30 protein-coding genes are annotated in these 24005 nt (G+C 64.0%); 9 read left to right on the forward strand and 21 right to left on the reverse strand.

Translation table 11 applies throughout. The annotated features are described in order from the left end of the window. Positions 1-40: 40 nt before the first annotated feature. The 13 genes from ACYQ6T_RS04255 to ACYQ6T_RS04315 form a co-directional block, all read right to left on the reverse strand. On the reverse strand, positions 41-760 hold the full coding sequence (locus tag ACYQ6T_RS04255; protein WP_459828069.1) for a dienelactone hydrolase family protein: 720 nt from the start codon (positions 758-760) through the stop codon (positions 41-43). 26 nt (positions 761-786) lie between these two features. Continuing rightward, positions 787-1185, reverse strand: coding sequence for a DUF2237 family protein (locus ACYQ6T_RS04260; protein WP_459828072.1), 399 nt, complete (start codon positions 1183-1185; stop codon positions 787-789). Positions 1186-1203: 18 nt separating this feature from the next. Next, positions 1204-1644 (reverse strand): DsrE family protein, encoded by a 441-nt coding sequence (locus ACYQ6T_RS04265; protein WP_459828075.1) that lies wholly within the window; start codon positions 1642-1644, stop codon positions 1204-1206. Then, positions 1641-2291 carry a molybdopterin-guanine dinucleotide biosynthesis protein B gene (gene mobB, locus ACYQ6T_RS04270; protein ID WP_459828078.1) on the reverse strand — a complete coding sequence of 217 codons (651 nt, stop codon included), beginning with the start codon at positions 2289-2291 and terminating at the stop codon, positions 1641-1643. The genes ACYQ6T_RS04265 and mobB overlap by 4 nt, the downstream gene beginning before the upstream one ends. Then, positions 2288-3316, reverse strand: a complete 1029-nt coding sequence (locus ACYQ6T_RS04275) for a formate dehydrogenase subunit gamma (RefSeq protein WP_459828081.1) — start codon at positions 3314-3316, stop codon at positions 2288-2290. The genes mobB and ACYQ6T_RS04275 overlap by 4 nt, the downstream gene beginning before the upstream one ends. 13 nt (positions 3317-3329) lie before the next feature. Then, positions 3330-3557, reverse strand: coding sequence for a hypothetical protein (locus ACYQ6T_RS04280; RefSeq protein WP_459828083.1), 228 nt, complete (start codon positions 3555-3557; stop codon positions 3330-3332). Next, complete coding sequence (gene fdh3B, locus ACYQ6T_RS04285) at positions 3554-4195, reverse strand: formate dehydrogenase FDH3 subunit beta (RefSeq protein ID WP_459828086.1); 642 nt, start codon at positions 4193-4195, stop codon at positions 3554-3556. The genes ACYQ6T_RS04280 and fdh3B overlap by 4 nt, the downstream gene beginning before the upstream one ends. A gap of 15 nt (positions 4196-4210) precedes the next feature. Then, positions 4211-7099 carry a formate dehydrogenase subunit alpha gene (locus ACYQ6T_RS04290; RefSeq protein WP_459828088.1) on the reverse strand — a complete coding sequence of 963 codons (2889 nt, stop codon included), beginning with the start codon at positions 7097-7099 and terminating at the stop codon, positions 4211-4213. A gap of 51 nt (positions 7100-7150) precedes the next feature. Beyond that, positions 7151-7357, reverse strand: coding sequence for a hypothetical protein (locus ACYQ6T_RS04295; protein WP_459828091.1), 207 nt, complete (start codon positions 7355-7357; stop codon positions 7151-7153). Positions 7358-7374: 17 nt separating this feature from the next. Then, on the reverse strand, positions 7375-7992 hold the full coding sequence (locus ACYQ6T_RS04300; RefSeq protein ID WP_459828093.1) for a TorD/DmsD family molecular chaperone: 618 nt from the start codon (positions 7990-7992) through the stop codon (positions 7375-7377). Between the two features lies 1 nt (position 7993). After that, positions 7994-9634 (reverse strand): 4Fe-4S dicluster domain-containing protein, encoded by a 1641-nt coding sequence (locus ACYQ6T_RS04305; protein WP_459828096.1) that lies wholly within the window; start codon positions 9632-9634, stop codon positions 7994-7996. Between the two features lie 124 nt (positions 9635-9758). Beyond that, on the reverse strand, positions 9759-10277 hold the full coding sequence (locus ACYQ6T_RS04310) for a DUF3306 domain-containing protein (RefSeq protein ID WP_459828099.1): 519 nt from the start codon (positions 10275-10277) through the stop codon (positions 9759-9761). Next, complete coding sequence (locus ACYQ6T_RS04315) at positions 10274-10807, reverse strand: DUF3305 domain-containing protein (protein WP_459828101.1); 534 nt, start codon at positions 10805-10807, stop codon at positions 10274-10276. Before ACYQ6T_RS04315 ends, ACYQ6T_RS04310 begins: the two co-directional genes overlap by 4 nt. Positions 10808-10866: 59 nt before the next feature. Here ACYQ6T_RS04315 and ACYQ6T_RS04320 point away from each other — a divergent pair, with 59 nt between their 5' ends. Beyond that, positions 10867-11682, forward strand: a complete 816-nt coding sequence (locus tag ACYQ6T_RS04320; RefSeq protein WP_459828104.1) for a formate dehydrogenase accessory sulfurtransferase FdhD — start codon at positions 10867-10869, stop codon at positions 11680-11682. Positions 11683-11695: 13 nt separating this feature from the next. Here ACYQ6T_RS04320 and ACYQ6T_RS04325 read toward each other — a convergent pair whose 3' ends face one another. After that, positions 11696-12718 (reverse strand): GGDEF domain-containing protein, encoded by a 1023-nt coding sequence (locus tag ACYQ6T_RS04325; RefSeq protein ID WP_459828106.1) that lies wholly within the window; start codon positions 12716-12718, stop codon positions 11696-11698. 136 nt (positions 12719-12854) lie between these two features. Here ACYQ6T_RS04325 and gloA point away from each other — a divergent pair, with 136 nt between their 5' ends. Continuing rightward, entirely contained in the window at positions 12855-13268 is a 414-nt protein-coding gene (gene gloA / locus ACYQ6T_RS04330; protein ID WP_459828108.1) for a lactoylglutathione lyase, read from the forward strand. 52 nt (positions 13269-13320) lie between these two features. On the opposite strand, the gene ACYQ6T_RS04335 is transcribed toward gloA, so the two are convergent. Both ACYQ6T_RS04335 and ACYQ6T_RS04340 read right to left on the reverse strand, forming a co-directional pair. After that, positions 13321-13581, reverse strand: coding sequence for an accessory factor UbiK family protein (locus tag ACYQ6T_RS04335; protein ID WP_459828111.1), 261 nt, complete (start codon positions 13579-13581; stop codon positions 13321-13323). A 28-nt stretch (positions 13582-13609) separates the two neighbouring features. Then, the gene (locus ACYQ6T_RS04340) at positions 13610-14872 is read right to left on the reverse strand and encodes an AmpG family muropeptide MFS transporter (protein WP_459828114.1); all 1263 of its coding nucleotides are present in this window, start codon (positions 14870-14872) and stop codon (positions 13610-13612) included. Here ACYQ6T_RS04340 and ACYQ6T_RS04345 point away from each other — a divergent pair. Then, positions 14871-15188 carry a hypothetical protein gene (locus tag ACYQ6T_RS04345; protein WP_459828117.1) on the forward strand — a complete coding sequence of 106 codons (318 nt, stop codon included), beginning with the start codon at positions 14871-14873 and terminating at the stop codon, positions 15186-15188. The two genes, ACYQ6T_RS04340 and ACYQ6T_RS04345, sit on opposite strands and share 2 nt — an antisense overlap. A gap of 6 nt (positions 15189-15194) precedes the next feature. Here the strand turns inward: ACYQ6T_RS04345 and metW are convergent, their stop codons facing one another. Next, positions 15195-15833 carry a methionine biosynthesis protein MetW gene (gene metW / locus ACYQ6T_RS04350; protein ID WP_459828118.1) on the reverse strand — a complete coding sequence of 213 codons (639 nt, stop codon included), beginning with the start codon at positions 15831-15833 and terminating at the stop codon, positions 15195-15197. Positions 15834-15846: 13 nt separating this feature from the next. After that, entirely contained in the window at positions 15847-16971 is a 1125-nt protein-coding gene (gene metX, locus ACYQ6T_RS04355; protein ID WP_459828121.1) for a homoserine O-succinyltransferase MetX, read from the reverse strand. A gap of 114 nt (positions 16972-17085) precedes the next feature. Here metX and mtnA point away from each other — a divergent pair, with 114 nt between their 5' ends. After that, complete coding sequence (gene mtnA / locus ACYQ6T_RS04360) at positions 17086-18168, forward strand: S-methyl-5-thioribose-1-phosphate isomerase (protein ID WP_459828123.1); 1083 nt, start codon at positions 17086-17088, stop codon at positions 18166-18168. A 133-nt stretch (positions 18169-18301) separates the two neighbouring features. Here mtnA and ACYQ6T_RS04365 read toward each other — a convergent pair whose 3' ends face one another. The 3 genes from ACYQ6T_RS04365 to ftsH form a co-directional block, all read right to left on the reverse strand. Then, the gene (locus ACYQ6T_RS04365; protein WP_459828125.1) at positions 18302-18742 is read right to left on the reverse strand and encodes a DUF4351 domain-containing protein; all 441 of its coding nucleotides are present in this window, start codon (positions 18740-18742) and stop codon (positions 18302-18304) included. Positions 18743-18744: 2 nt separating this feature from the next. After that, positions 18745-18921, reverse strand: coding sequence for an Rpn family recombination-promoting nuclease/putative transposase (locus ACYQ6T_RS04370; RefSeq protein WP_459828127.1), 177 nt, complete (start codon positions 18919-18921; stop codon positions 18745-18747). Between the two features lie 120 nt (positions 18922-19041). Then, a complete protein-coding gene (gene ftsH, locus ACYQ6T_RS04375; RefSeq protein ID WP_459828129.1) occupies positions 19042-20892 on the reverse strand; it encodes an ATP-dependent zinc metalloprotease FtsH in 1851 nt (616 codons plus the stop codon). A gap of 76 nt (positions 20893-20968) precedes the next feature. Between ftsH and ACYQ6T_RS04380 the strand changes: the two genes are divergently transcribed. The 5 genes from ACYQ6T_RS04380 to ACYQ6T_RS04400 form a co-directional block, all read left to right on the forward strand. Then, a complete protein-coding gene (locus ACYQ6T_RS04380; protein ID WP_459828131.1) occupies positions 20969-21409 on the forward strand; it encodes an Hsp20/alpha crystallin family protein in 441 nt (146 codons plus the stop codon). A 19-nt stretch (positions 21410-21428) separates the two neighbouring features. Next, positions 21429-21824: an Hsp20/alpha crystallin family protein gene (locus ACYQ6T_RS04385; RefSeq protein WP_459828133.1), complete on the forward strand. Its 396-nt coding sequence runs from the start codon at positions 21429-21431 to the stop codon at positions 21822-21824. Positions 21825-21894: 70 nt separating this feature from the next. After that, positions 21895-23034, forward strand: a complete 1140-nt coding sequence (locus tag ACYQ6T_RS04390) for a S1C family serine protease (protein ID WP_459828134.1) — start codon at positions 21895-21897, stop codon at positions 23032-23034. Next, a complete protein-coding gene (locus ACYQ6T_RS04395) occupies positions 23031-23411 on the forward strand; it encodes a diacylglycerol kinase (protein WP_459828136.1) in 381 nt (126 codons plus the stop codon). Before ACYQ6T_RS04390 ends, ACYQ6T_RS04395 begins: the two co-directional genes overlap by 4 nt. Positions 23412-23418: 7 nt before the next feature. Continuing rightward, positions 23419-24005, forward strand: a 587-nt coding sequence (locus ACYQ6T_RS04400; protein ID WP_459828138.1) for a sigma 54-interacting transcriptional regulator, incomplete at its 3' end; no start/stop codon positions are given.

Genomic DNA, 24005 nt, shown 5'->3' on the forward strand with positions numbered 1-24005 from the left:
TCCCCGAGCTGTTCGTTCACAGTCCCGACTCGGTCCGCTGTTACGCAAAGAGCTCCGCAAGGAAGTTCTGCATCGCTTGCCACGAGCGGGCGTCGGCTTGGGCGTTGTAGACGGTACCGAAAGCGGGATCGTTCGCTTCGGGGTTGGTGAACGCGTGCATCGTATGGCCGTAGGCGTGAAGCTGCCAATCGGCACCCGCCGCGGTCATCTCTTTGGCAAAATCGACCACCGCCTGCGGAGGCACCATCGGGTCGTCCCAACCGTGGAGCGCAAGCACCTTGGCCGCGATTCTCTTGCCCGCGGTATTCCCGGGCGGGGTGAAGAGGCCGTGAAAGCTCACCACCCCTTTCACCGGCGCGCCGACGCGGGCGAGGTCGAGCACCGACAGCCCCCCGAAACAGAAGCCGATCGCCGCGATTCTCCCAGGATCGACCTCAGGTTGCAGCGCGAGCGCGTGAATCGCAGCAACAAGGCGCTTCTGCAAGAGCGTCCGATCCTGCACGAGTGGCCCCATCAGCGCGGCGTTCTCGTCGCGGCTTCGGCCCAAAACCCCTTTGCCATAGACGTCCATCGCAAAGCCGACGTAACCGAGTGCCGCCAACCGCTTCGCCTTCTCGACCTCGAAGGGGCTGCGGCCGGCCCACGCGTGGGCGACGGCAACCGCCGGACGCTTGCCGCTCGCGCTATCGTCCCACGCCAAGATCCCCTCGAAGGTTTTGCCGTCGACGACATACTCCACTGCTCGGGTTTGAATCGCCATCGTCTTCTCCTCTCTCCGAATACCATTCACTCCAACCAGGCGTGCGCCAACAGAAGATCGAGCGAAACATGCTCGAGGACCGACTGGTCGGTTGCTGCGAGCACCACAGGGGGCGCCACGCCCGCCTCGAGCGCCTCGAGCCAGCGCCAGAGACAGACACACCAGCGGTCACCCGCTTTGAGCCCAGGAAAACGCCACTCCGGCCGCGGCGTCACCAGGTCGTTGCCCACCTCGAGCGAAAAGCGGAGAAACGGCTCGGTGACCCGCACACAGATCGTGTGCGCCCCGCGGTCGTCGGGGTGGGCCATACAATGGCCGTTGCGGGTAAAACCGGTGAGCGGGGCGAACGAACAGGGGGAGAGCGGCTCCCCCAGGACATTCACCCCCAGAACGACCGGTTCGTCATGATCAGTTGGGTTCGCCATGAGGCGTATCGTACCGCATCATGGGCGAATGTAGGCATACCCCTCTTTGGCTTGCAACCGCCCCACCTCGGCAACGCCGCTCGGGACGATTTTCGCTTCCATCGCCAGTTTTTCTTTCGGGATCTTGAACGCCGTGAGGGTGTTGTTGCATACCCGGAACTCGACGCCCCGGCTCGCCAGCGCGCTGATCCGCTCCGCAAAGGGCTTGCCGTTGTGGTCAACGGCATCCTCCAGGAGGAACTGGACCCCCTCTTTTCCGTTGGCCACTACGACGATCTTCGCGGTCGGATCGGCGTCGAGGTGGTTGCGGATATTGTTGAGGCCGCGCGCCGCCTCTTCGACGCCGTTGGTGAAGTGGTAAACCGCCTTCACCGGTTCATCGGCAAAGGCGGGGGAGAGGGTCACTGCGACGAATGCGCTTGCCAAAAAGGTTTTCAGGGCTGCTCTTCTCGAGATCATGGTGTGGTCTCCTCGTCTGCTGGGTGGGTCAAAGATTCAACCGAAGCGGCGCACGCCTCGACCCCAGCAAAAGAGAGGAGAGCGCGCGCCACGACTTCCGGCGAATCTAATGGTAGCATAAGGCAGTCACAAGGAAGATCGAGCGCCCACTCCGGGTTGGTCGCGACTGCAAAGACCCACGGGTCATCGGGCCACAACGGGGGGCCATAAACCCCTCCACGCCACACCTCGATTTTGGGAATCGCTTCCCGTTTGTACCCTTCGACGAGCACCAGAGCGCACGGGCGAAGGTGCGACAAGAGCTCAAAGAGTGTCGGCTCCTGCGACTCGTGTTCAAAGATCGCCGCCCAACGGCGCGGTGACGCGACGACGACTTGCCGCGCCCCCGCCTTGCGGTGGCGCCACGAGTCCTTACCCGGATGGTCGATGTCGCTCATGTGGTGGGCATGTTTGACCACCGCGACATCGAGCCCCCACGCGGTCAGGTGCGCCACCACCTGCGTCACCAGCGTGGTTTTGCCACTCCCCGACCACCCGGCAAAACCGATCACCGGTGCGCCGTTGGGAGCGAAAACCCGCGGCACCTCACGGGAAGCGCCGTTGGGCACCCCCCGTCGTCCGCTCCCGGGGAGGCGCCCCCCACTCATCGCCGGGTCCCTTGGAGTTCCTGATACCACAACTCATGGTGCTGTTTGGCCCACGACTCATCCACGTAGCCGGTCTTCATCCCTTCCAGGGAGCCCTCGGAGCCGATCGTGCCGATGTAGATATGGCCGAGCGCCATCGCCAACATCAGGAGCGCGGCGGTGGCGTGGATGACGTGGGCGAGCTGCATGTCGCTCCGGGTCTGGCCGAAGAGGGGAAAGTCGAGCACCAGGCCACTGGCCGCCACCGTCAACCCGAGCACCGTGACCCCCACCCAGAACCAGAACTTCTCACCGAAATTGAAGCGCCCCGAGGGAACCTCTTCATCGGAGAGGAGACCACCGAATTTCCTTGCCCACAACCAGTCGTTTGCGGTGAGGAGGTTATCTTTGGCCCACCGCACGATCATGAGGAGCAGGAAAATGGCAAAGAGCGGCCCGGTATAGTTGTGAACATTTTTCGCGACCCAGAGGAGCGCTGCATTCACGCTTGAGCCCAAAACCGGCTCGATCAGATGTTTGCCAAAGAGGAGTGACAAGCCCGACAGCGCCAGCAAGACGAAGGTGATCGCCACCACCCAGTGCACGACCCGCTCGTAGGCGGTGAACCGCAGCAGTTTCCGCCCGGTCTCGGGGTGGTGGAGCTTGATCGTCCCCCGCACCAGGTAGAAGAGGGTAATCGCCACCATCACCGCCAGGATCAACCATCCGCCCCAGACGGTGATCGGGCCATTACGGATCTGCCGCCAGGTGTTGCCCTCGGACTGGATGAGGACGTTGGCCTCAGGCGTCTGGATCGAGGTGACCCCAGGGGCGTAAAGCGTGCGGCGAACGCCGTCGAAAAAGGCAGCGTTGTTGTGCCCCTGAGGTACCACCATCTCCGCCGGCGCCTGGGGATCGATCCGCCCGCCGCGGGTCTCACCCACCTCCGCAGCGAAAGCGCCCATGCCGAAGAAGAACAACGCGAAGAGCGTGAGCAGCTGCCGCCACCCGAGCGGACGAGCTGCCGCCTGCACGATCTCGTTCATGACACGCCCTCCCTTATTGGGCACGCAGGTAGTCATTCTGCCCTTTCGCCCGTGTGGCCACCGCCTGTTCCCACTGCTGGCGGTTGCCGTTGAACTGCGGCGAGGCGTAGGGCGGAGTATCCGGCGCAGCGGTACTCTGACCCGGGGTGTAGACTTGGGGCTTCTCTTGGCAACCCGCTAGGAGCAGCCCCGCGATTGCCGCGCCAGCAAATGCGCACAGCCGTTTGGTAACCTGGCTCATTGCCCCTCTCCTTTCATTTTGCCCGATGCCGCACCTCTCTTCCCTTTGCCGTCACGCCCGTAGGCGACGCTCCAACCCCACATCTCAACCCCATAGCCGCGACGCAACACCCGCTCGCGCATGATGTCGGAGAGGATCGCAGCGTCCCCCGCAAGGAGCGCCTTCGTCGAGCACATTTCGGCGCAGAGCGGCAGCTTTCCTTCAGCGAGACGGTTGCGGCCATACTTCTTGAGCTCCTCTTCGGAGCCGTTCTCCCCCGGGCCGCCGGCGCAGAAGGTGCACTTGTCCATCTTGCCCCGTGCCGCGAATGCGGTTGCGCCGTTGGGGAATTGAGGGGCACCGAAGGGGCAGGCGTAGAAGCAGTAACCGCATCCGATGCACTTGTCTTTGTCGTGCAGAACCAACCCCTCTTCGGTCCGGTAGAAACAGTTGGTCGGGCAGACGGCCATACACGGCGCGTCGGAGCAGTGCATACAGGCCACCGAGATCGATTTCTCCCCCGGCTGCCCTTCGTTCAGGGTGACGACGCGGCGCCGCTGGATTCCCCACGGGACCTCGTGCTCGTTTTTACACGCGGTGACGCACCCGTTACAGTTGATGCACCGCTCGGCGTCACAGACGAATTTCAATCGGGCCATCGTTGTGCTCCTTCCTTATGCCTTCTTCAGACGGCAGAGGGTGGTCTTGGTCTCTTGCATCATCGTCACCACGTCATACCCGTAGGTGGTGCCGGTGTTCACCGCCTCACCGCGGACGATCGGGTGCGCCCCTTCCGGATAGAACGGCAACATATCCTGTCCCATCCAGTGCCCCGAGAAGTGGAACGGCAAAAAGACCGTTCCGGGAGGCACGCGATGCGTGACCCGCGCCTTCACCTTCAACCGCGCACCGGTCGGCGTCTCCACCCACACCCATTCGCCCGGACGGACGTTGGCGTTGTTGGCGTCGCGCGGATTGACCTCGACGTACATCTCTTGCTGCAGCTCTGCAAGCCAGGGGTTGGAGCGGGTCTCTTCCCCACCCCCTTCGTATTCGACCATCCGCCCTGAGGTCATGATGATCGGATACTCCTTGCTGATCTCCTTCACCTGCTGCTGCAGGGTCTTGAAGAGGGTCGGCAGACGCCAGAACTTCTTGTCGTCGTGGGTGGGGTACTTCTCGACCAGATCGGGCCGGGGAGAGTAGATCGGCTCACGATGTTTGGGCACCGGGTCGGGGAAATTCCACACCACCGCGCGCGCCCGTGCGTTCCCAAAGGGCAAGCAGCCGTGGTTCTTCATCACCACCCGGATGATCCCCCCTGAGAGGTCGGTCTTCCAGTTTTTCCCCTCGGCGGCCTTCTTCTCCTCTTCGGTGAGCTCATCCCACCAGCCGAGCTGCTTGAGGAGCTTGTCGTCGAATTCGGGGTGCCCCCCCTTGATGTCGGCCCCTTTGGGATAAGAGCCTTCGGCGGCGAGAAGGGAGACGCCGTTGCGTTCAATGCCGAAGTTGGCCCGGAAGTTGCCGCCCCCCTCCATCACCGGCTTGGAGGGATCGTAGAGGTTGGGTGTCCCCGGATGCCCCATTTCGGGCGTCCCCCAACAAGGCCACGGCAGACCGAAATATTCGCCGTCGCAGGGGCCGCCGTTGGCGCGCAGGGTCTTGACGTCGAAGGTGTGCATGTACTTCATGTGGCGCTTGATCCGCTCAGGCGAAATGCCGCTGTAGCCGATCGTCCACGTGCCCCGGTTGATCTCGCGCAGGATATCTTCGACGTCGGGCTCCTCCCAACCGCGCGCGTTCTTGCTGACCTTGATGTTTTTGCAGAGCTCAGTGGCAAAACCGAAGCGCTTCGCGAACGCATACATGATCACGTGGTCGGGCTGCGACTCGAAAAGCGGTTCGATCACCTTCTCCCGCCACTGGACCGAGCGGTTCGACGCAGTGCACGAGCCCTCGGTCTCGAACTGGGTCGCGGCGGGAAGGAGATAGACCCCATCTTTGCGGACCATCGCCGCCATCGCCGCTGTCGCCGAGGGGTAAGGGTCGATGACGACCAGGGTGTCGAGCTTTTTCATCGCCTCGACCATCTCTTTCCCGCGCGACTGGCTGTTCGGCGCATGGCCCCAGAAGACGACCGCTTTGAGGTTGGTCGGCTGATCCATTTTTGCGGGATCTTCCATGACGCCGTCGATCCAGCGCGACACGGTGATGCCCGGCCGCTCCATCAGCTCTTTGGAGGCAAACCGCCCTTTCATCCATTCGTAGTCGACCCCCCAGACGCGGCACCAGTGTTTCCACGACCCTTCGGCGATCCCGTAGTAGCCGGGAAGCGAATCGGGGTTGGGTCCGACGTCGGTCGCCCCTTGCACATTGTCGTGACCCCGGAAGATGTTCGTCCCCCCGCCCGAGACGCCGACGTTACCGAGCGCCAACTGCAGGATGCACATCGCCCGAACGATCGCGTTGCCGATCGTGTGCTGGGTCTGCCCCATGCACCAGACAACCGTGGAGGGGCGGTTCTCCGCCATGATTTTGGCGATCATGTAGACCTGGTCGTCGGGAACGCCCGTCACCTCTTGGACCCGCTCCGGCGTCCAGTATTCGACCTCCTTGAGCACCTCCTCCATCCCGTAGACACGGTCGGCGATGAACTTTTTGTCCTCCCAACCGTTGGCGAAGATGTGGCGCAGAACGCCGTAGATCAGGGGAATGTCACTTCCCGAACGGATGCGGACGTAGTAGTCGGCCTTGGCCGCCGTCCGGGTAAAGCGGGGGTCGACGACGATCACCTTCGTCCCGTTCTCTTTCGCGTGCAACACATGGAGGAGCGACACGGGGTGGGCTTCGGCCGCATTCGAACCGATGAAGAGGATCGCCTTGGAGAAGTGCATGTCGTTGTAGGAGTTGGTCATCGCGCCATACCCCCAGGTGTTCGCAACCCCCGCCACCGTGGTCGAGTGGCAGATGCGCGCCTGGTGGTCGCAGTTGTTCGTCCCCCACATCGAAACGAATTTCCGCAACAGATAGGCCTGCTCGTTACTGTGCTTCGACGAGCCAACCCAATAGACGCTGTCGGGTCCATGCTGCTCGCGCAACTTGAGGAGCCGCGCGCTCACCTCGTCGAGTGCCTCCTGCCAGCTGATCCGCTTCCACTTGCCATCGACGAGCTTCATCGGGTACTTCAGCCGGTGTTCGCCATGGCCGTGCTCGCGGACACTCGCCCCTTTGGCACAGTGCGCCCCCAGATTGATCGGCGAATCGAAGACCGGCTCTTGCCGCACCCAGACGCCGTTTTTCACCACGGCATCGATCGCGCACCCCACCGAACAGTGGGTGCAGACGGTGCGACGCACCACTTCGCCGCTCGCCGGATTGACCGCCGGCCCGCCCTCTGCTTGCGCCGGCGCAATCCACCTCCCCTCCGAGGTCGCAGCAAGAAAAGCACCCGCTGCCGACGCCAAACCGGCCCGCTGGAGAAATTCCCGCCGCGAGAGCGTCGGCGCAAAGACTCCGAGCGGACGGGAACCGACAGCCGCAGCCCCTTTTTTCTTCGTCAACATCGCTGATCCTCCTTCACCATTCTGCCAAGTGTCGCGGGTTCGAACCGGGCATCACAACCGGGCGGTTCGGTAATACTTCTGCTGGTGCTCCGAAAGCGGCTGCGTCCGCGCCGTGGGTGGGAGCTCCGCCACCGGAGCGGAGGCAGCAGCGCCCGTCACCGACGCCCAAAGCGCCCCTCCCCCCACGGTCGATACCGACAAAGCGCGGAAGAAGCGGCGACGCCCTTGATCGATCCCTTTTTGCACACGCTCACTCATTGCAATTCCCCTCCGTGTTACACCTCTAATTCCCAATAAAAGGCTTCCAACGTCAAAAACGCATCGAGCAGCTCGGCTACAGCCCGGTAGGCGGCAGCACCGGTTGCCGCGCCGAGCGCTGAAGCAAACTGTCCCGCCCACGGCCAGAGGAAGCGGGAGAAGAAGTGGCGTTCCGCCTCCTCATCCCCGCGCACCGCCAAGTGGCGCATCACTTCGAGCTCAGCGGCGATGTGGTCTTCTGGTTCGCTCACCTCGGCGCGACGATAGAGGCCGTTTTCCGCCCACCACGCGCGCAGCTCGGCAAGCGGCTCCTCCATCATGAAGCCGGCAAGATAGAACGAGCCGTAAGGAATCACCTCGGGGCGGGAGATCCCGTAAAAGAGTGACTCGTACTCCTCGCGCCACGCCTCGGGCGAGTAGCTGGAGAGCGCCGACGCGAGCCCCTGCCACGCAGCGGTGAGTCGTGTCGTTTCACTCCTCGCTGACCCATAATGGGCGGCCAGCGCTCTCGCCTCGTGCAAGAGCGCGTCCGAAGGGGGCTCGGCAAGGAGCGCAGCGAGAAGCGCGTAGTGTTCCGCCCGCGCCGCGGCGACCTCATCGCTCGTCGCCAACGCCATCGAGGAGTGTGTTTCCATCCTAAAGCTCCCAAACGCGCACGGGGTTCTCCTCGCGGAATTGCGCTTTGACTCGGCAATCGGCGCACAGCCGCAACAACGCCTGCTGCTCGGGGCGAGTGAAGAGCGGGTGAAGCTGAAGGGCAGCCACCATTTTGTCGATCACTGAACGGGGCCCGAGCACCACCCCACACTCGGCACAATAGGCCGGCTCCGACTGCCGCACCACTTGCGGCTGCGCCGCCGCAGCGGTGGGATTCCACCGGGGCTCGAGCGCGATCGCCCGCTCTGGGCAAGTCGCGAGGCAGAGACCACACTGAACACAGCGATTTTCGGTAAAAAGGAGAACCGGCTCCTCTTTCCCCGCCTGCAACGCCTGCGTGGGACAAACCCCTGCGCACGCGAAGCAGAGGGTGCACTGCTCGGCAACGGTCACTCCCCCCCACGCCGCTCCTCGGGGCAACGGAACGGGGCAACCAAGCCCCTGCTCCGCGGCAAGTTCCGCGAGGGCGTCGCGGATCAGGCGGAGCGAATCACTTTTGTTCGGTTGCAGCCGAAAAGCAAAACGCCCCGGCGTGACCCAATCGGGCAAGGGCGACGCCAACCGCTGCCACACCGCCTCGCTCTCCGCCCCCGAAAGGACCACCACCCGCTCCGCTGCGTGGGGATCACCCAGCGCGGCAAGGAGCGTGCAGACCACTTCTGAGGCGCGACGCGGCCCCTCTTCGTCGCGCTCGTCGACAGCGACTACCGCGACGCGATTGACCCCGCGCAACAACGCGTAGAGGAGAAGCTCCTCGTTAAAGATCGCTGCGCGCCAGATCGGCAGCGGCAAAAGATGATCTGGGAGCGGCTCGCCTGCTGCTTCCCGCTCGGCAAGCGTTCGCTGCCACCGTTCGTCGTAGCAGAGAAGCGTACAGGGCAGCCCCGCTGGCCACGCTTTGAGCGCCGTCGCCACCGTCTCCGCCCACTCCTCAGGCCGTGGATACTGGAAACGGAGGGCACCAATGGGGCAGACCCGAACGCAATCGCCGCACCCCTGACACCAGTAGGGGTCGACCACCACGTGGTCACCCTGAGGACGGATCGCTTGGGTGTCACAGGCCGAAAGACAGCGCGAACACCCCTCCACGCGATTGCGCGAATGGGCGCAGAGGGAAGGGGTGAGCCGGACGTAGCGCGGTTTTTCCCATTCGCCGACCGCTTGCACCAAAGCAAGCGCCGCCAACGCCTGGTCGAGGGGGTCACTGCCTGGCGCCCAATAGCCCTCCGGGAGTGTGAATCCGGACCAATGGGGATCGGGCTGCAGATCGAGAATCAGGTCGCACGCGAGCGTCCCTTCTCCGAGCGCGGCACGCCAGCGCAGCGCAAACGCGCCGATGTGCCCGGTGATTTCGACACGCTCAACCGCATGGAAAGCCCACTCGGGATAGGCCGCCGCAAGTGCCGGCACGCGATCGTGGCGCGCGGTTGCAACGATCACGCACTCAAGCGTCTGCTGCAGCCGTTCGGCCCACCCTACGGCAACGTCAGGGTCTCCAAGGATCGCGAGCCGATTGCCGACGGTCACCTCGACTGCGGGGACTGGAGTAACTGCCGGGTGCTCCGCAATCGCCGCCCGCGCCCGATCACGCGGCCGGTTGCCCATGACCGAAGCGGTCATTTCCCTCCACCCCAGCAGGCAGAAAGAGGAGTCGAGAAGCAGCGGACAGAAAAAGCGATCACGACAAGGTCTCTCCTTCGGGGTGGATTGTTTTTGTTCGCTATCAGAATAGCGCAGAAGCCGCTCACATACAATCAGATTTTTTTAGTGAATCTACATCCGACTTCAAAAAATTATAACCTTGAACCTGGGGTTCGCCAACGTCCTCGGGTTCGCCATCACAAGCAGGTGAAGGCGCAGCGCTCTCAACTGGCTCGACCGGCCCAGCCGCCCCCTCAGCAGCCGCTCTCCCCGGCTCGCCACCACCCGTCGCCGTCTCGGCTTCTTCTGTTGCCGGCAAAGCGGAGAGGGGCGCCGTTACCGCTTGCCACTGCACGAGGCTCTTCGCCTCCGCTTCACTCAAAACGGGATGAGACGCGGCATCGACGAATTCGCTGTCCAACTGGTCTGGCGCACCAAACTGTCCGCTCCTCCAGAGCCGCTGCAGCGCCTCCTGCCGGACCACCTCGGGAACGTCGGGAGCCAAAAAGGGGGTGAGATCGCCATCGGGCGGCAGTGCCGCAAGCGCCGCTCGCCACCGCGCGATCGCCTCCCCCTCCTGGTTTTCCCGCTTCAACCGTGACCACCGCCCCCAGTCGATCATTGCTCCTCCTCGCGGTCGGTCGACCGTCCAAGAATCCCCAAAGGATCGTTCCGTTTGACGCGCTTTTTCCGCTCGGGACGATAGTGGTGCATCGCAAATTCCCGCAGCGGTTCATGAAGCGGCGACGGTAACGGGCACGATTCGACCCACTCCCCGCCATCCATCCACCGCGCTGCTTCATGCTGGCTGACCGTCAAATAGCGGGGTGTTGGCCACAACTCCCCCTCGTCGCAGCGAAGGAGCGCAAAGACCATCGGCTGCGGCGCGGTGACGTTGAGATAGATCCCCTCCGCCTCTGCCGGAACGAGGCGAAGCGGCAAGGGGCCAATCGCAAACGCCGGGGCGTCGGGGTCATCGGGATGGGGGAGGCGCGCAATCGACCTCCCCCCCACCTCGGGCTGCTGCTGCCACGCCAACCCCTCGGGCAGAGAGAGATGAAAAGCGCGCAGGGTCCAGACGCCCCCACTCCAGCGGGTGGTTCCCGCCCGCCACTCCAGCACCAGATAACCCGATAGATCGAGGGTCTGCATCACACCACCTCGGCGAGAATCACGATAGAATAGAAGAATCGTAACGCACGCACCGCTTCATGGCGAAGCCCCTACTCACCCACGCGAGCGCCCCACTCACCCAAACGATCACCGCTTGGGACGAAACGGGCGCTGCACGCGAGATCGCGATCGCCGCCGAGCGCCCGCTGACCCTCTACGTCAATAAGCGCGAGCTCGTCACCCTGATGACGTTGGGGGCCGCGCCAGAGGCGTTGGTGATCGGCTACCTGCGCAACCAACGGCTCGTCTCCACGATCGACGCAATCGCCTCAGTTCAGGTCGACTGGGAGACAGAAGCGGCTGCGGTGTGGCTGCGCGAAGAGGGGGCGCTTCACGCCGAACGATTGACGCAACGCACTGTCACCACCGGATGCGGCCAGGGGACGGTCTTTGGCTCGATCATGGACGCGGTCGCCGAAATTCGCCTGCCCCAAGAGGCGCAGCTCACCCGCAGCGGCCTCGCCGCACTCCTGGAAGCGGTCCGCACCCAACCCACCCTCTACAAGGCGGCAGGAGCGATCCACGGGTGCGCCCTGGTGCGCACCACACCAGAAGAGGCGGAGATCCGCTATTTTGTCGAAGATGTCGGGCGTCACAACGCCGTCGACACGATTGCGGGGTGGATGTGGCTCGACGGCGTCAGCGGCGACGGCCACGTCTTTTACACCACGGGACGGCTCACTTCAGAAATGGTCCTCAAAGCGGCGCTCATGGGGATTCCGATCATCGTCTCCCGCTCCGGCATCTCGGCGATGGGTTACAACGTCGCGCAGCGCTTGGGAATGACGCTGATCGGCCGCGCCACGGGCCAGCACTATCTGATCTATACCCACCCCGAACGGGTAGTAGGATAGAAGAGACTTTGCGTCACCCCTGCGGGCGATCACTCGGAGGATCCTCCTCGATCGCCCACTGCACCTGGTTGCGCCCCGACCGCTTGGCGCGATAAAGCGCCGCATCGGCAGCAGCCAAACACTCCTGCCAACTCTGCCCCGGGTGATGCACCGTGGCACCGATGCTGACGGTCACCGGCCGGTCAGCAACCGAGAGATGCTCGCTCACATGGTGGCGGATACGCTCCAACACCGCCGCTCCCTCCGCCTGACCGGTTCGCGGCAACCAAACGACGAACTCTTCGCCACCTGTTCGGTAAAGGCGGTCGGTGTGGCGCAGCACCATTTGGACCGTTGCCGCGAAAGTGCGCAGGACATCATCACCCACCTCGTGGCCAAAGGTGTCGTTGATCTGCTTGAAGTGATCCAAATCGAGCACCGCCAGGACGCCTGCCGAGACCGGGCCGGAAAAGGGTCGCAGCAACTCCTGCTCCAGGAGCCGTCGGTTCCCCACGCCGGTCAGCGCGTCGCACAAACTCATGTTTTGCCAGTGGGCAATGCTAACGTGAGCCTGCTGCGAGACCAAAAAGCCGAAAAGACCGGTGAGCAGATTGGTTACCACGAAGAAAGGCAGACCTTGCGTGCCGCCCAACTCCGCCCAAGAGAGAACCGCCGAGCCAATCAATGCCAACAGGCCCAGAAGAGCCGCGGGCACGGGCGGGACGAGGAAAAAGAGCATCAGCACGCCCGGATAGGCCCAAAAGAGTGCGGCAAATTGCGCCACAGCGCCAATTGCCCACAAGCCGCCGACGATAGCGACCGCCATCACCCAACCCGGGCGGCGGCTGTCGCCAGTGCGCCATGCATAAACGGCGGCTACGGTGAAGATGACGAAAAGCAGCGCGTCGTTCGCCGCCGCCACCCAGTTCCCCTGGAGCGCGCGAAAGAAAGCAAAAGGAATGAGCCAAAAGACTGCCACTAGGCCACCCAGCGTGAGCACCGCCAAGGCGTAGTCGCTCCGCAGCCGCTCCCACCACCAACACCAAGGGGGCACCATCCGTGGCCCCTTCACCCCTCCCCCTGGAGCATGGGGGAAAAAACGAGCACCCTCCCCCTGACCAAACGACATCGCCACCCAACCCCGCCGTTTTTGCGCTAGAATAGATGAATGTTGGTTAGGATAACATAAAAGAATGCGCATTCTCCATACCATGTTGCGGGTCGGTAACCTGCAGCGCTCCATCGACTTCTACACCCGCGTGCTCGGGATGCAGCTGCTGCGCACCTCAGAGAACCCCGAGTACCGCTACACGCTTGCTTTCTTGGGCTATGAGGGGGGTAATCCGGGGCAGGCGGAACTGGAATTGACCTACAACTGGGGGGTTGAGTCGTATGAGTTGGGCACAGCCTACGGCCATATCGCCATTGGCGTGCCCGACGTCTATGCGGCGTGCGAAAAAATTCGCGCCGCCGGAGGCACCATCACGCGCGAACCTGGCCCCGTCAAAGGGGGCACCACCGTGATTGCTTTCATCACCGACCCCGACGGGTACAAAATCGAGTTGATCCAATACCCGCGCGATCAGGGCGGTGTGACGCTGCGGTAACAAAAGCCCCCTCATCCCTCGGAACAGGGGGGATGAGGGGTTCAGGGGCCGCTCAGCTCCCTTCGTGCTCCACCTGCCCCAGTTTCGCTTCCAGAAGCGCCACCCGTTCGTGGAGCTTCGCGAGCTCCTGACGGGTATGGTGCAGGCTCTCTCGCAGTGCTTCGAACTCTTCACGCGGCACCAGATCGAGCCGTTCAAACATCGACGCGAGCAGGAGTTTCGCGTTCTTTTCAAAATCGCGCAAGGGACTCGTTTCAGCGAGCTCCTTCAGCTTCTGCGCAAATTCATCGAATGCGGGGGGTTTGACCACCATTGGACTATCCTTACTCAGGGTTGATTGTCTAAAATCTTACTATAGCATGACGCCGCAACCACCACACCAGAAACAACCCCGGAAACGCCAGCACAAAACAGAGGAGAAAGAAACGCTCCCAGCCCAGCGCCTCCACCCACACCCCGGAGAAGGCGTTGACGAAGCTGCGCGGCAGAGCGGCGAACGAGGTCAGCAGCGCCAGCTGGGTTGCCGCATAGGTGGGGTGCGTATTCTGCGCCAAAAATGCGACCAGCGCCGTCGTCCCCAAACCGGCGGCGAAATACTCCGCAGCAATCACCCCTGCCAACTGGGCAAGCCGCAGGGGGTCGCTTTCACCACTCCCCAGGTGCGCCAACCAGCCGTAGCCGAGAATCGTCACCGCCTGCGCCCAACCAAACCACCACAACGCACGCCAGATCCCTAAGCGGTAGATCAGAACTCCGCCGACCATGCTGCCGATGACGAGCGGCCAGAGCGCAGCTTGCTTAGCGACCAATCCCACTTCGGTCAGAGAAAACCCCATCGCGAGGTAGAAGGGGGTGGCCAGCGCCGTGGCGAGTGAGTCGCCCAGCTTGTAGCACAAGACAAGCGCCAGAATCCCTAACGCCACCCGCCACCCCTGCCGGGTAAAAAATTCGCGAAACGGTTCAACAACCGCCGCAGCAAGCGTTACCGGCGGATTCTCCTGGTGGGCCAGGGGCAGACGCCACAACGCCACCGCGACGCCGGGCAGCAGGAAAGCGGCTGTAAACACAAAAACTGTTCCCCAAGACCAGAGGTCGGCCAGGATGAGCGCGAGTGACCCGGGGATCAACCCTGCCACCCGGTACGCGTTGACATGGAGGGCGTTGCCCAACCCCAGCGCTTCATCGGGCAAGAGCTCGCGGCGGTAGGCGTCGAGCACGACGTCGAGCGTCGCACTCCCCCACGCAATCACGCAGAGAAGCCCGACCACGGGCCAGAGCGCTTGCCGTGGATCGAGCTGACCGACCGTGGCGATCGCCAGCGCCACAGCGACCGAAAGCAGCAGCACCCAGCCGCGGCGCCGCCCCCACTGCGGTAGCAGCGCCCACCGGTCGATGAACGGCGCCCAGAGGAATTTCCACGCGTAGGGGAGCTGCACGAGGGAGAGCGCCCCGATCGTCCCCAGACCCACCCCCTCGCGCTGCAACCACGCCGGCACGAGCTGAAGAAGGGTATAGAGCGGCAACCCCGACGCCAAACCGGTCAGTACACACGCGACAAAATGGCTTACAATGTTCGACGATCGAAGAGGAGGGAGTTGAACCATGGCTACTGTTGTCACTGTCCGTTTTGCCGCCAATCGGGAATATACCTTCGAAGTGGGCGACGACGCTGCCGCAGCGCTTGCTCCCGACGCGGCACGCAACTGGCTTGCCCAGCAGATCGAACTTCTCGAGTGCGACATGCCGAACAAGATGGGCAAGATCCTCGCCGTCGATATTGCGCTCGCGCTTGCGCAGTGCGCCGGGGAGTCACTCTTTGCCGAAGGGGGCGATTGGGCGCAGAACTACGCGCAGGCGCTTGCCGCACTCTTCGACCGGCCGGTGATCCTTGTCGACGTCGAAGAGTACCGCATCGGCTAGAAGGGGCTAGCGCCGCGCAAGCCGCGCCACGGCCAACGCCGCAAGAAAGTTGAGATCGGCGTCAGCAGGAAGGAGCTGGTAGCGGTCGTCAAAGCCGATCCATTCGACGATCGCGATGTCCAACAGGTCGCAGAGCGCGGTGAAGTCCGCGACGGTAAAGAAGCGGATGTTGGGGGTATTGAACCACTGATGGGGCAGGCTCTCGGAGACCGGCATCCGCCCTTCCAGGATGCTTTTGCGGTGTTTCCAGAAGGCGAAGTTGGGAAAACTCACCACCGCTTCGCGCCCGACCCGCAACATCTCCTGCAAAATCCCCTGGGTGTTGTGCATCGCCTGCAACGCCTGGCTCATGATCACGCGATCGAAGAAGCCGTCGTCAAACCCCGCAAGCCCCTCGTCGAGGTTGCTCTGGATGACGTTGACCCCGCGCTCCAGGCACGCGATCACCTTGTGGACGTCGTTTTCGATGCCGTAGCCGATCACCCCTTTCGTCGCGGCGAGGTAGGCCAAAAGCGAACCGTCGCCGCAACCGAGGTCAAGCACCCGCTCCTCGGGTTGCACCCAGCGGGCGATCGCGAGGAGATCGAAACGAAGCGCCGCTGGGTCGATCCCAGCTTCGCGCGAAGGGGTAGCAAGCGTCGTCATGCGCAACACTCCTTTAGATCACGACGCGGCTGAGGTACGCCCGGACGGCCGCGTGGTAGTGGGGGTGCTCGAGGAGAAACGAGTCGTGCCCCGCTTTGCTCTCGATTTCGAGGTAACTCACCGCTTTTTCGGAGTGGACGAGTGCGGAGACGATCTCGCGGCTGCGCGCGGGCGAAAAGCGCCAGTCGGTCGAGAAGGAGAGTACGAAAAAGCGCGCCTGCGCCCGCGCGAAGGCTTGCGCGAGATCCCCCCCATATTCGGCCGCCGGGTCGTAGTAGTCGAGCGCGCGCGTGGTAAGGAGATAAGTATTGGCGTCGAAAAAGCGGGCAAACTTCTCCCCTTGGTAGCGCAGGTACGACTCGATCTCAAACTCGACGTCAAAGGAGTAACGGAACGCCCCGTGCTTGAGCGCGCGGCCGAACTTTTCCGCCATCGCGTCGTCGGAGAGGTAGGTGATGTGGCCGATCATCCGCGCGAGCATCAGCCCCCGTTTCGGCACCACCCCGTAGCGGTAGTAGTCGCCGCCGTGAAAGTCGGGGTCAGTCAGGATCGCCTGGCGCGCCACCTCGTTGAAGGCGATGTTTTGCGCCGAGAGTTTTGCGGTCGTCGCGATCGCGAGCACATGGCGCACCCGCTCGGGGTACTGCAACGCCCACGAGAGCGCCTGCATCCCGCCGAGTGACCCGCCGACCACCGCGGCAAATTCGCCGATCCCCAACCGATCGGCCAAGCGCGCCTGCGCCGCGACCCAATCCTCGACCGTGACGAAGGGAAAGCGCGACCCGTAAGGCTCTCCCCGCTCGGGGTCGAGCGATTTGGGCCCCGTCGAGCCAAAGCACCCGCCGAGGTTATTGACCCCGATCACAAAAAACTTGCGGGTGTCGAGCGGTTTCCCTGGGCCGACGAAGTTATCCCACCAGCCGACGTTCTTAGGGTCGTCGGCGTAGTAGCCCGCGACGTGGTGCGAACCGGAGAGGGCATGGCAGACGAGGACTGCGTTACTCTTCGCCGCGTTGAGCTCGCCGTAGGTCTCATAGACGAGTTCGTAGCGCGGCAAAACCCCGCCGCACTTCAACGGCAACGGTTCGTCGAAGACCATCCGTTGCGGGGTCACCACACCGACCGAACGTCCTGTCATCCTATCCCCTCACAGGAAAAGAGAGCACTGAGTCAAAGAGTCTTCATTGTAAAAGGGATCCCCAACAAACGCAACGCGGTAGAATCGGCCCCGTTTGGGTTACCGAAGTTGCCGATGCCTACGCTCCCCTTCACCCCACCCTATGCGACGATCCGCCGGGAGGGTAACACTGTTGTCGTCCTCGACCAGCGCGAACTCCCCTACGCGCTCTCGTTTCTCACCCTCGAGAACGCGACGCAGACGGCCGACGCGATCCGGTCGATGGCGGTGCGCGGCGCGCCGCTCATCGGCGTGACCGCCGCCTACGGTGTGGCGCTCGCGATGCGCGAGGCGGCGAGCGACCGGGCGCTTGAGGAAGCCGTCGCGCTCCTTGCCGCGACCCGCCCCACCGCGGTCAACCTCCATGGGGCGCTCACGCGGATGCGCGCGCGTCTTTTGCCCCTGCCGCCGGAAGAACGCCCCGCAACCGCGTGGGCCGAGGCCGAGTTGCTCCAGCGCGAGGATGCCCTTTTGTGCCAACAGATCGGCGAAAACGGTCTCCCGTGGCTTATCGCGGCCGCCGAAAAGCGCAGCGGGGAACCGGTGCGGATCCTCACCCACTGTAACGCCGGCTGGGTCGCGACCTGTGGCATCGGCACCGCGCTTGCGCCGATCTACCTTGCGCACGCGCGCGGCATCGCGGTCGAGGTCTTCGCGAGCGAAACGCGCCCGCGCAACCAAGGGCTCCTCACCGCGTGGGAGCTCACCGCTGCTGGCGTTCCTGCCGAAGTGGTCGCCGATAACGCCGCCGCGTGGCTCCTGGCTGCGGGGGAAGTCGACCTCGTGATCGTCGGCGCCGACCGGATCGCCGCCAACGGCGACGTCGCGAACAAGGTGGGAACGGCGCTCAAAGCCTACGCCGCGCTCGCTGCTGGGGTACCGTTTCTCGTCGCCGCACCGACCACCACCTTCGACGCAACAATCGCAAGCGGCGCGGCGATCCCGATCGAAGAGCGCAGTAGCGACGAGCTCACCCACGCTACAGTTGTCGACGCGATGGGCGAGCGACGCCGCTTCCGCCTCTACCCCCCTGGGGTCACTCCTGGCCCCAACCCGGCGTTTGACGTCACCCCAGCGCGGTACATCACCGCGATCATCACCGAACGGGGCGCGATCGCCCCACCGTTAGCGGGGTGGTGGGTTGGTGGGGGGCACTAGGGATTTTCTTGGCAAGCTGAGAGATGACTTTGGCGCTGGCGAGGAGGGCGTCTAACGCCTTCCTGACCCGGAAGAGAGATCAGATTGGGCAAGCATGTTCTAGTAGCCATCACACTTGCACCTTGCTACATCCTTACGCAAAGACCGCTTCAAGCGTCGGGGCGTCGAGGATACGGTCGATCCAGGTCTCCAACTCCTCGAGCGAGGCCGCCGAGATGCGCAGCTCCACTTCCGCAGGAATTGGCCCAAAGCGCTTGGCGAGGAGCCGCCGGAGTGTCGTCGCGGCTTCGACTCGTTTCCCCAGAAGCTCACCTTGCTGGATTCCTTGCTGGAACCCCTCTCTCACTCCCTCCTCTTTCCACTCTTGGGTCCAGCGCTTCATCCGTTCGGCAAGCATGGTGTCGACCTCCAAAAGATCTTGAACCTCGGGAATCTCGGTTTGGGTGACTCTGCGGCGCATCAAGCGCAGCAGCCACTTGGTGAGCGTCCGGCGCAACTCCCGCTGCTCAGGGGCGTCAAGCCACGCGACGAGCGCACGCACCACCTCCCGGATCTCGTCAGGCGTACGCGCCAATTCTAGCCGCCGTCTTGTCGCGCTTTGCCTTCGTCGGAGACGAAACTTGCGTTGATGCGCTCCAGCGTCGAGAAGTCGATGAGCGACTGCCAATCGCCGGGGACGAACTCGAGGATCAAGTCCCGCACCATCTCCGGGTGGGCGAAGAGGAGCTTGTAGCCGCTGTCGTGGTCGGTCATCGGGACACTGGTGAGGCGGTTATGGTGTGCGTGTGCTATTTTACGCCAACCCCGCCACCCGAAGCAGGTGTCATGACGGCGGGATTTCGCGCCAAGGCTTAGACAGGACAGAACACCGTATTAGTCGCTCGCTCCCCCCTTCACACACGACGGCACCACCAAATCACGCAGCAGCGTCTCGACCTCCTGCTCCTCCAAGGTCTCTTTCGTAAGGAGCTGCTGCGCTGCCGCTTCAAGCTGGGCGCGGTTGGCGCGCAGGATCGCGAGCGTACACTCAAACGCATTCATGACGATGCGCCGGACCGCGGCGTCGATCTGCTCGCGCACCGCTTCCGATACCGCTGCGAGCGCCTGATCGGGCGGCATTGCCCCCTCGAGAAAGCGGGGGCGCTGCGTCTCAAAGGCGACAAACCCGAGCGTCTCGTCCATCCCGTAGCGGGTCACCATATCGCGCGCGATCTGGGTGGCGCGCGCGAGGTCGTCGGCCGCGCCCGTCGAGAGGTGGCCAAAGACAAGCACCTCGGCAGCCCGCCCCCCGAGGAGCACCATGATTTTCCGCTCGAGATCCTCACGGGTGAGCAGATAACGATCCTCCGACGGCCGCTGCAGCGTGTAGCCAAGCGCCCCAACCCCGCGCGGGATGATCGAGATCTTGTGGACCGGATCGCTCCCAGGGAGCGCCCGGGCAACGAGCGCGTGGCCGATCTCGTGGTAGGCGACCACCCGCCGCTCCCGCTCGTCGAGCGTCCGGCTCTTGCGCTCTGCGCCCGCCACCAGCCGCTCGAACGCCGCGGTGAAGTCGCTCATCGTCACCGCGTCCGCTTTGCGCCGTGTCGCCTGAATCGCCGCTTCATTGACGAGGTTTGCGAGGTCAGCCCCGGCAAACCCGGTGGTCATCGCCGCCACCTTCTCGAGGTCGACGTCGGGCGCAAGGCGAATACGCTTCACGTGCACCTTCAGAATCGCCAACCGCCCCGCCTTGTCGGGGCGATCGACGACCACTTGGCGGTCGAAACGCCCCGCGCGCAGGAGCGCCGGGTCGAGAATCTCTGGCCGGTTGGTCGCGGCGAGCACCACGATCCCCGCGGAGGTGTCGAACCCATCCATCTCGACGAGGAGCTGGTTGAGGGTCTGCTCCTTCTCGTCGTGCCCCCCCAATCCGGGGAAAGCACCGCGCGCCCGGCCGAGCGCGTCGAGCTCGTCGATAAAGATGATGCACGGGGCGTGTTGCCGCGCCTGGTCAAAGAGGTCGCGCACGCGCGCGGCACCGACGCCGACGAACATCTCGACGAACTCCGAGCCGGAGATCGAGAAGAAGGGCACCCCTGCTTCGCCCGCAACCGCCTTCGCCAAGAGCGTCTTACCAGTTCCCGGAGGGCCAACCAGCAGCACCCCTTTCGGCATCCGCGCCCCGAGCCGCGTATATTCCTGCGGGTTGCGCAAAAACTCGACCACCTCCCTCAGTTCCGCTTTCGCCTCATCGACGCCGGCGACGTCGTCAAAGGTCACCCCTGTGGCCTTCTCGACATAGACCTTAGCCCGGCTCTTGCCGATCGTCATGAAGCCCCCCATCCCCTGGCGCTCGAGGACGCGGCGAAAGAGGAAGTACCAGATCGCGAAGAAGACAAGAACCGGAACGACCCAGGAGAGGAGGTCGCGGAAAAAGGTGTTCTCGATGCGCCGGGTGTAGGTGACGCCGTAGCGCTCGAGTCGCTCCGCAAGTTGCGGCTCGACGAGCGTCGCGACGATCGCCCGCTTCCCCCCTTCGGGCTGTTTCAGAAGCCCCGTGACGGTCCGCTCACCGATCACCACTTCAGCCACCCGCCCGTCGGCAAGCGCCCGCTCAAACTCCGAATAGGGGACCGGTTCGATCTGGCTCGCCGCCTGCCACTGACTCTGAAAAAGGAGGAGCAGCGCGATTGCGATCAACCAGTACCCGACGTTGAGATTCTGTTTCTGCTGTTCGTTCATCTGAACCCCCTTGAAAACGGCATCCGACGCACCCATGATGGTGGGTGTGAGGATAACACACGAAAGGAGTGGAACCATGATCGGACTGTTGCGCTTTCCCACAGCACTTTTTGACGAGTTCGAACGGCTGCAGCGCGAGATCGACCGGGCGTTCGCCGGTTGGCCGTTGTCACTTCGGGAAGCGGGTGGCGTACCCCTCTTTCCCGCGGTCAACGTCGGCCGGACGGCAGACGCAATCTACGTCTATCTCTTCGCGCCGGGGATCGATCCGAGCAAACTCGAGGTGACCCTCGAGCAAGGGGTGCTGACCGTTGCCGGCGAACGCGGGCCGTGGCAAGTGAGCGACAAGCAGACGGTCTATGCCCAGGAGCGGTTCGCGGGCAAATTCAAACGGACCTTGACGCTCCCCGATGAGATCGACCCCGACCAGGTCGAAGCGAAGTACCAGGACGGGATCGTGACGATCCGCATTGGCCGCAAAGCCCACCTGATGCCGCGCCGCATCGAAGTCCAGTAATCAGCGAAAGGAGGCAGCAATGAACGAACGGACTGTACCGGCTCCGACGACACCCGAGAAAAACCAGCCTGCCGTGGCGAGCGACAAAGCGGCGCTGCCGCGCGTCGATATCGTCGAGGATGAGACCGGCATCACCCTCTGGGCCGACCTGCCAGGGGTGCCGAAAGAGGGGCTCACGGTGAGTGTCGAAGGGGAGACGCTCACGATCGAAGGGGAGGTGCGCTTGAGTACCCCCGAGGGGCTTGAGCCCCTCTACGCCGAGGTGCGCGCGCCGCGCTTTGCCCGGCAGTTCACCCTGTCGCGCGAACTCGACGCGCAGGGGATCGAAGCGAAGTTGAACGACGGCGTCTTGCAGCTGCGCATCCCCAAAGTGCGCCACGCGCAACCCCGCCGCATCGCCGTCACCGTCGGCTGACCCGTTTCGCGCAACGCGAAGAGAGAATCGCTGCTACAATGGGCGCATCCCGCTTGGAAGGGTGCGCCCTATGCGTTTCAGCGAATCGGTGCGCTACACAAAGCGCAGGTTTTCCCCTCTCGTCTGGGTGGTGCTCGCGATCATCGCCGCGGCCGCCGTCACCGGCTGGCTGGTGCCGAAAGGGCGGTCGCTGCCGCCCGAAGCGGTGCAGCCCCGCCCCGTTGACGCGCGCGGGGATCTCGCCGCCGACGAGCAGAACGCGATCGAGGTCTTTCGCCTCGCCTCGCCGTCCACAGTCCACATCCGCACGGCGCAGACGGCGCTCGACTTCTTCTCTTTGAACCTCTTTGCGATTCCCAAAGGGAGCGGCACTGGGTTCATCTGGGACGCGTTGGGGCATGTGGTGACCAACTACCACGTGATCGAAGGGGCAGACCAGGCCTACGTGACGCTTGCCGATCAGAGCACGTGGAAAGCGACGGTCGTCGGCAGTTACCCCGACAAGGACCTTGCGGTGCTGCGCATCGGTGCGCCGCGCGAGCAGCTGCGCCCGATTGTGGTGGGCGAAAGCCGTTCGCTGCAGGTCGGGCAGCGGGTCTACGCGATCGGCAACCCCTTTGGCCTCGACCAGACCCTCACCACTGGAATCGTCAGCGCGCTCAACCGCGAGATCGAATCGGTCACCGGGCGCCCGATCCGCGGGGTGATCCAGACCGACGCGGCGATCAACCCCGGCAATTCGGGGGGACCGCTCCTCGATTCCGCTGGCAGGCTCATTGGCGTGAACACCGCGATCTACAGCCCCAGCGGCGCTTTTGCCGGAATCGGTTTCGCGATTCCAGTGGACGAGGTCAACCGCATCGTCCCGCGCCTCATCCGCGACGGGCGGATCGTGCGGCCACAACTGGGGATCCGCGTCGCGCCGCTCAGTTTCACCGCAGCGCTCGGCATCACCCAAGGGGTTGCGGTGATCGGCGTCGACCCCAAGGGGGCGGCGGCGCGCGCGGGCTTGCAGCCCTTTCGCCCCACCCGCGACGGGGCGGTGATCGCGGGCGACGTGATCGTCGCCGTCGACGGCGCTCCGACGCCGGACCTCGAGACGCTCCTTGACCTCCTCGAGCGCCGCCAACCGGGGGAGACGGTGACCCTCACCGTCGAGCGCGGCGGCAAGGTGCGCGAAGTCACTGTAACCCTTGACGTCGCCTCATGACCACTCCCTTCAAAAGTCGCGGCGGCGTCGCGCGGCTTGCCGGAGCGCTCCGCTATTCGCTCCAAGGACTTGCGGCAGCGTGGCGGTTTGAGGCGGCGTTTCGTCAGGAGGTGGCGCTCCTTCTCGTCGCCACCCCCGCTGCCTTCTGGGTCGGGGGAACCGCCGGCGAGCGGTTTGCGCTGATTGCGAGCGTGATCGCCGTGCTCGTCGTCGAGCTCCTCAATTCGGCAATCGAGGCGCTCTGCGACCTCGTCCACCCGCAACCCCATCCGCTCATTGCCCGCGCCAAAGACTTGGCGAGCGCCGCGGTCTTTCTCACCCTTGTCGCTGCGGCGGCGCTCTGGCTCCTTTTGCTCCTTCGCCGCTTCGTCGGGTGAGGGGACGATGAAACCGCCCGATCCCCTCGAGCTTGGCGCGCTCCTCCCTTGGCTCGAAGCGCAAGAGGAGCCCTACAGCGTAATCGACCGGAACTACCGGGTGGTGGCGGCCAACGCCGCCTACCGCGAACTGATGGGCCCCTTTGCCCCTGCCTCGTTCTGTTACCAGATTTCGCACCACTACGCCGTGCCGTGCGACCGCGCCGGCGAGAGTTGTCCGCTGCAGATGGCACTCTCGACCCGGCGCAAAGCGCGTACCGTCCATCAGCACCACACCGCCGAAGGGGAACGGCTCGTGACGATCGAGCTCACCCCGCTCGCCGACCCAGCGGGCGAGGTGCGTTGGCTGGTCGAAAAGATCACGCCGCTTGCGATCGACCGCCACGGTGAGACGGACGTGCGGCTCGTCGGGCAATCGCCGGCGTTTCGTCGCATGGTTGAACTGATTGACCGCGTAGCCCCCTCCAACGCCGCCGTTCTTCTGCAAGGGGAGTCGGGAACCGGCAAGGAGCTGGTCGCCCAGGCGATCCACCGCGCGAGTCGGCGTGCCGAGCGACCGTTTGTTGCCGTCGACTGCGCTGGGATTCCCGAAAC

It is taken from the genome of Hydrogenophilus islandicus (assembly GCF_054657095.1).

What these genes read in the sequence shown, in the direction of transcription:
- ACYQ6T_RS04320 (WP_459828104.1), top strand. Translation starts at nt 10,867, where the DNA reads ATGGCGAAGCCCCTACTCACCCACGCGAGCGCCCCACTCACCCAAACG.
- ACYQ6T_RS04325 (WP_459828106.1), bottom strand. Translation starts at nt 12,718, where the DNA reads ATGGTGCCCCCTTGGTGTTGGTGGTGGGAGCGGCTGCGGAGCGACTAC.
- ACYQ6T_RS04300 (WP_459828093.1), bottom strand. Translation starts at nt 7,992, where the DNA reads ATGGAAACACACTCCTCGATGGCGTTGGCGACGAGCGATGAGGTCGCC.
- ACYQ6T_RS04340 (WP_459828114.1), bottom strand. Translation starts at nt 14,872, where the DNA reads ATGGTTCAACTCCCTCCTCTTCGATCGTCGAACATTGTAAGCCATTTT.
- ACYQ6T_RS04380 (WP_459828131.1), top strand. Translation starts at nt 20,969, where the DNA reads ATGATCGGACTGTTGCGCTTTCCCACAGCACTTTTTGACGAGTTCGAA.
- ACYQ6T_RS04305 (WP_459828096.1), bottom strand. Translation starts at nt 9,634, where the DNA reads ATGACCGCTTCGGTCATGGGCAACCGGCCGCGTGATCGGGCGCGGGCG.
- ACYQ6T_RS04390 (WP_459828134.1), top strand. Translation starts at nt 21,895, where the DNA reads ATGCGTTTCAGCGAATCGGTGCGCTACACAAAGCGCAGGTTTTCCCCT.
- ACYQ6T_RS04315 (WP_459828101.1), bottom strand. Translation starts at nt 10,807, where the DNA reads ATGCAGACCCTCGATCTATCGGGTTATCTGGTGCTGGAGTGGCGGGCG.
- ACYQ6T_RS04345 (WP_459828117.1), top strand. Translation starts at nt 14,871, where the DNA reads ATGGCTACTGTTGTCACTGTCCGTTTTGCCGCCAATCGGGAATATACC.
- ACYQ6T_RS04385 (WP_459828133.1), top strand. Translation starts at nt 21,429, where the DNA reads ATGAACGAACGGACTGTACCGGCTCCGACGACACCCGAGAAAAACCAG.
- mtnA (WP_459828123.1), top strand. Translation starts at nt 17,086, where the DNA reads ATGCCTACGCTCCCCTTCACCCCACCCTATGCGACGATCCGCCGGGAG.
- ACYQ6T_RS04260 (WP_459828072.1), bottom strand. Translation starts at nt 1,185, where the DNA reads ATGGCGAACCCAACTGATCATGACGAACCGGTCGTTCTGGGGGTGAAT.
- ACYQ6T_RS04265 (WP_459828075.1), bottom strand. Translation starts at nt 1,644, where the DNA reads ATGATCTCGAGAAGAGCAGCCCTGAAAACCTTTTTGGCAAGCGCATTC.
- fdh3B (WP_459828086.1), bottom strand. Translation starts at nt 4,195, where the DNA reads ATGGCCCGATTGAAATTCGTCTGTGACGCCGAGCGGTGCATCAACTGT.
- mobB (WP_459828078.1), bottom strand. Translation starts at nt 2,291, where the DNA reads ATGAGTGGGGGGCGCCTCCCCGGGAGCGGACGACGGGGGGTGCCCAAC.
- ACYQ6T_RS04310 (WP_459828099.1), bottom strand. Translation starts at nt 10,277, where the DNA reads ATGATCGACTGGGGGCGGTGGTCACGGTTGAAGCGGGAAAACCAGGAG.
- ACYQ6T_RS04255 (WP_459828069.1), bottom strand. Translation starts at nt 760, where the DNA reads ATGGCGATTCAAACCCGAGCAGTGGAGTATGTCGTCGACGGCAAAACC.
- ACYQ6T_RS04275 (WP_459828081.1), bottom strand. Translation starts at nt 3,316, where the DNA reads ATGAACGAGATCGTGCAGGCGGCAGCTCGTCCGCTCGGGTGGCGGCAG.
- gloA (WP_459828108.1), top strand. Translation starts at nt 12,855, where the DNA reads ATGCGCATTCTCCATACCATGTTGCGGGTCGGTAACCTGCAGCGCTCC.
- ACYQ6T_RS04395 (WP_459828136.1), top strand. Translation starts at nt 23,031, where the DNA reads ATGACCACTCCCTTCAAAAGTCGCGGCGGCGTCGCGCGGCTTGCCGGA.
- ACYQ6T_RS04290 (WP_459828088.1), bottom strand. Translation starts at nt 7,099, where the DNA reads ATGTTGACGAAGAAAAAAGGGGCTGCGGCTGTCGGTTCCCGTCCGCTC.
- ftsH (WP_459828129.1), bottom strand. Translation starts at nt 20,892, where the DNA reads ATGAACGAACAGCAGAAACAGAATCTCAACGTCGGGTACTGGTTGATC.
- ACYQ6T_RS04280 (WP_459828083.1), bottom strand. Translation starts at nt 3,557, where the DNA reads ATGAGCCAGGTTACCAAACGGCTGTGCGCATTTGCTGGCGCGGCAATC.
- metW (WP_459828118.1), bottom strand. Translation starts at nt 15,833, where the DNA reads ATGACGACGCTTGCTACCCCTTCGCGCGAAGCTGGGATCGACCCAGCG.
- ACYQ6T_RS04335 (WP_459828111.1), bottom strand. Translation starts at nt 13,581, where the DNA reads ATGGTGGTCAAACCCCCCGCATTCGATGAATTTGCGCAGAAGCTGAAG.
- ACYQ6T_RS04370 (WP_459828127.1), bottom strand. Translation starts at nt 18,921, where the DNA reads ATGACCGACCACGACAGCGGCTACAAGCTCCTCTTCGCCCACCCGGAG.
- ACYQ6T_RS04295 (WP_459828091.1), bottom strand. Translation starts at nt 7,357, where the DNA reads ATGAGTGAGCGTGTGCAAAAAGGGATCGATCAAGGGCGTCGCCGCTTC.
- metX (WP_459828121.1), bottom strand. Translation starts at nt 16,971, where the DNA reads ATGACAGGACGTTCGGTCGGTGTGGTGACCCCGCAACGGATGGTCTTC.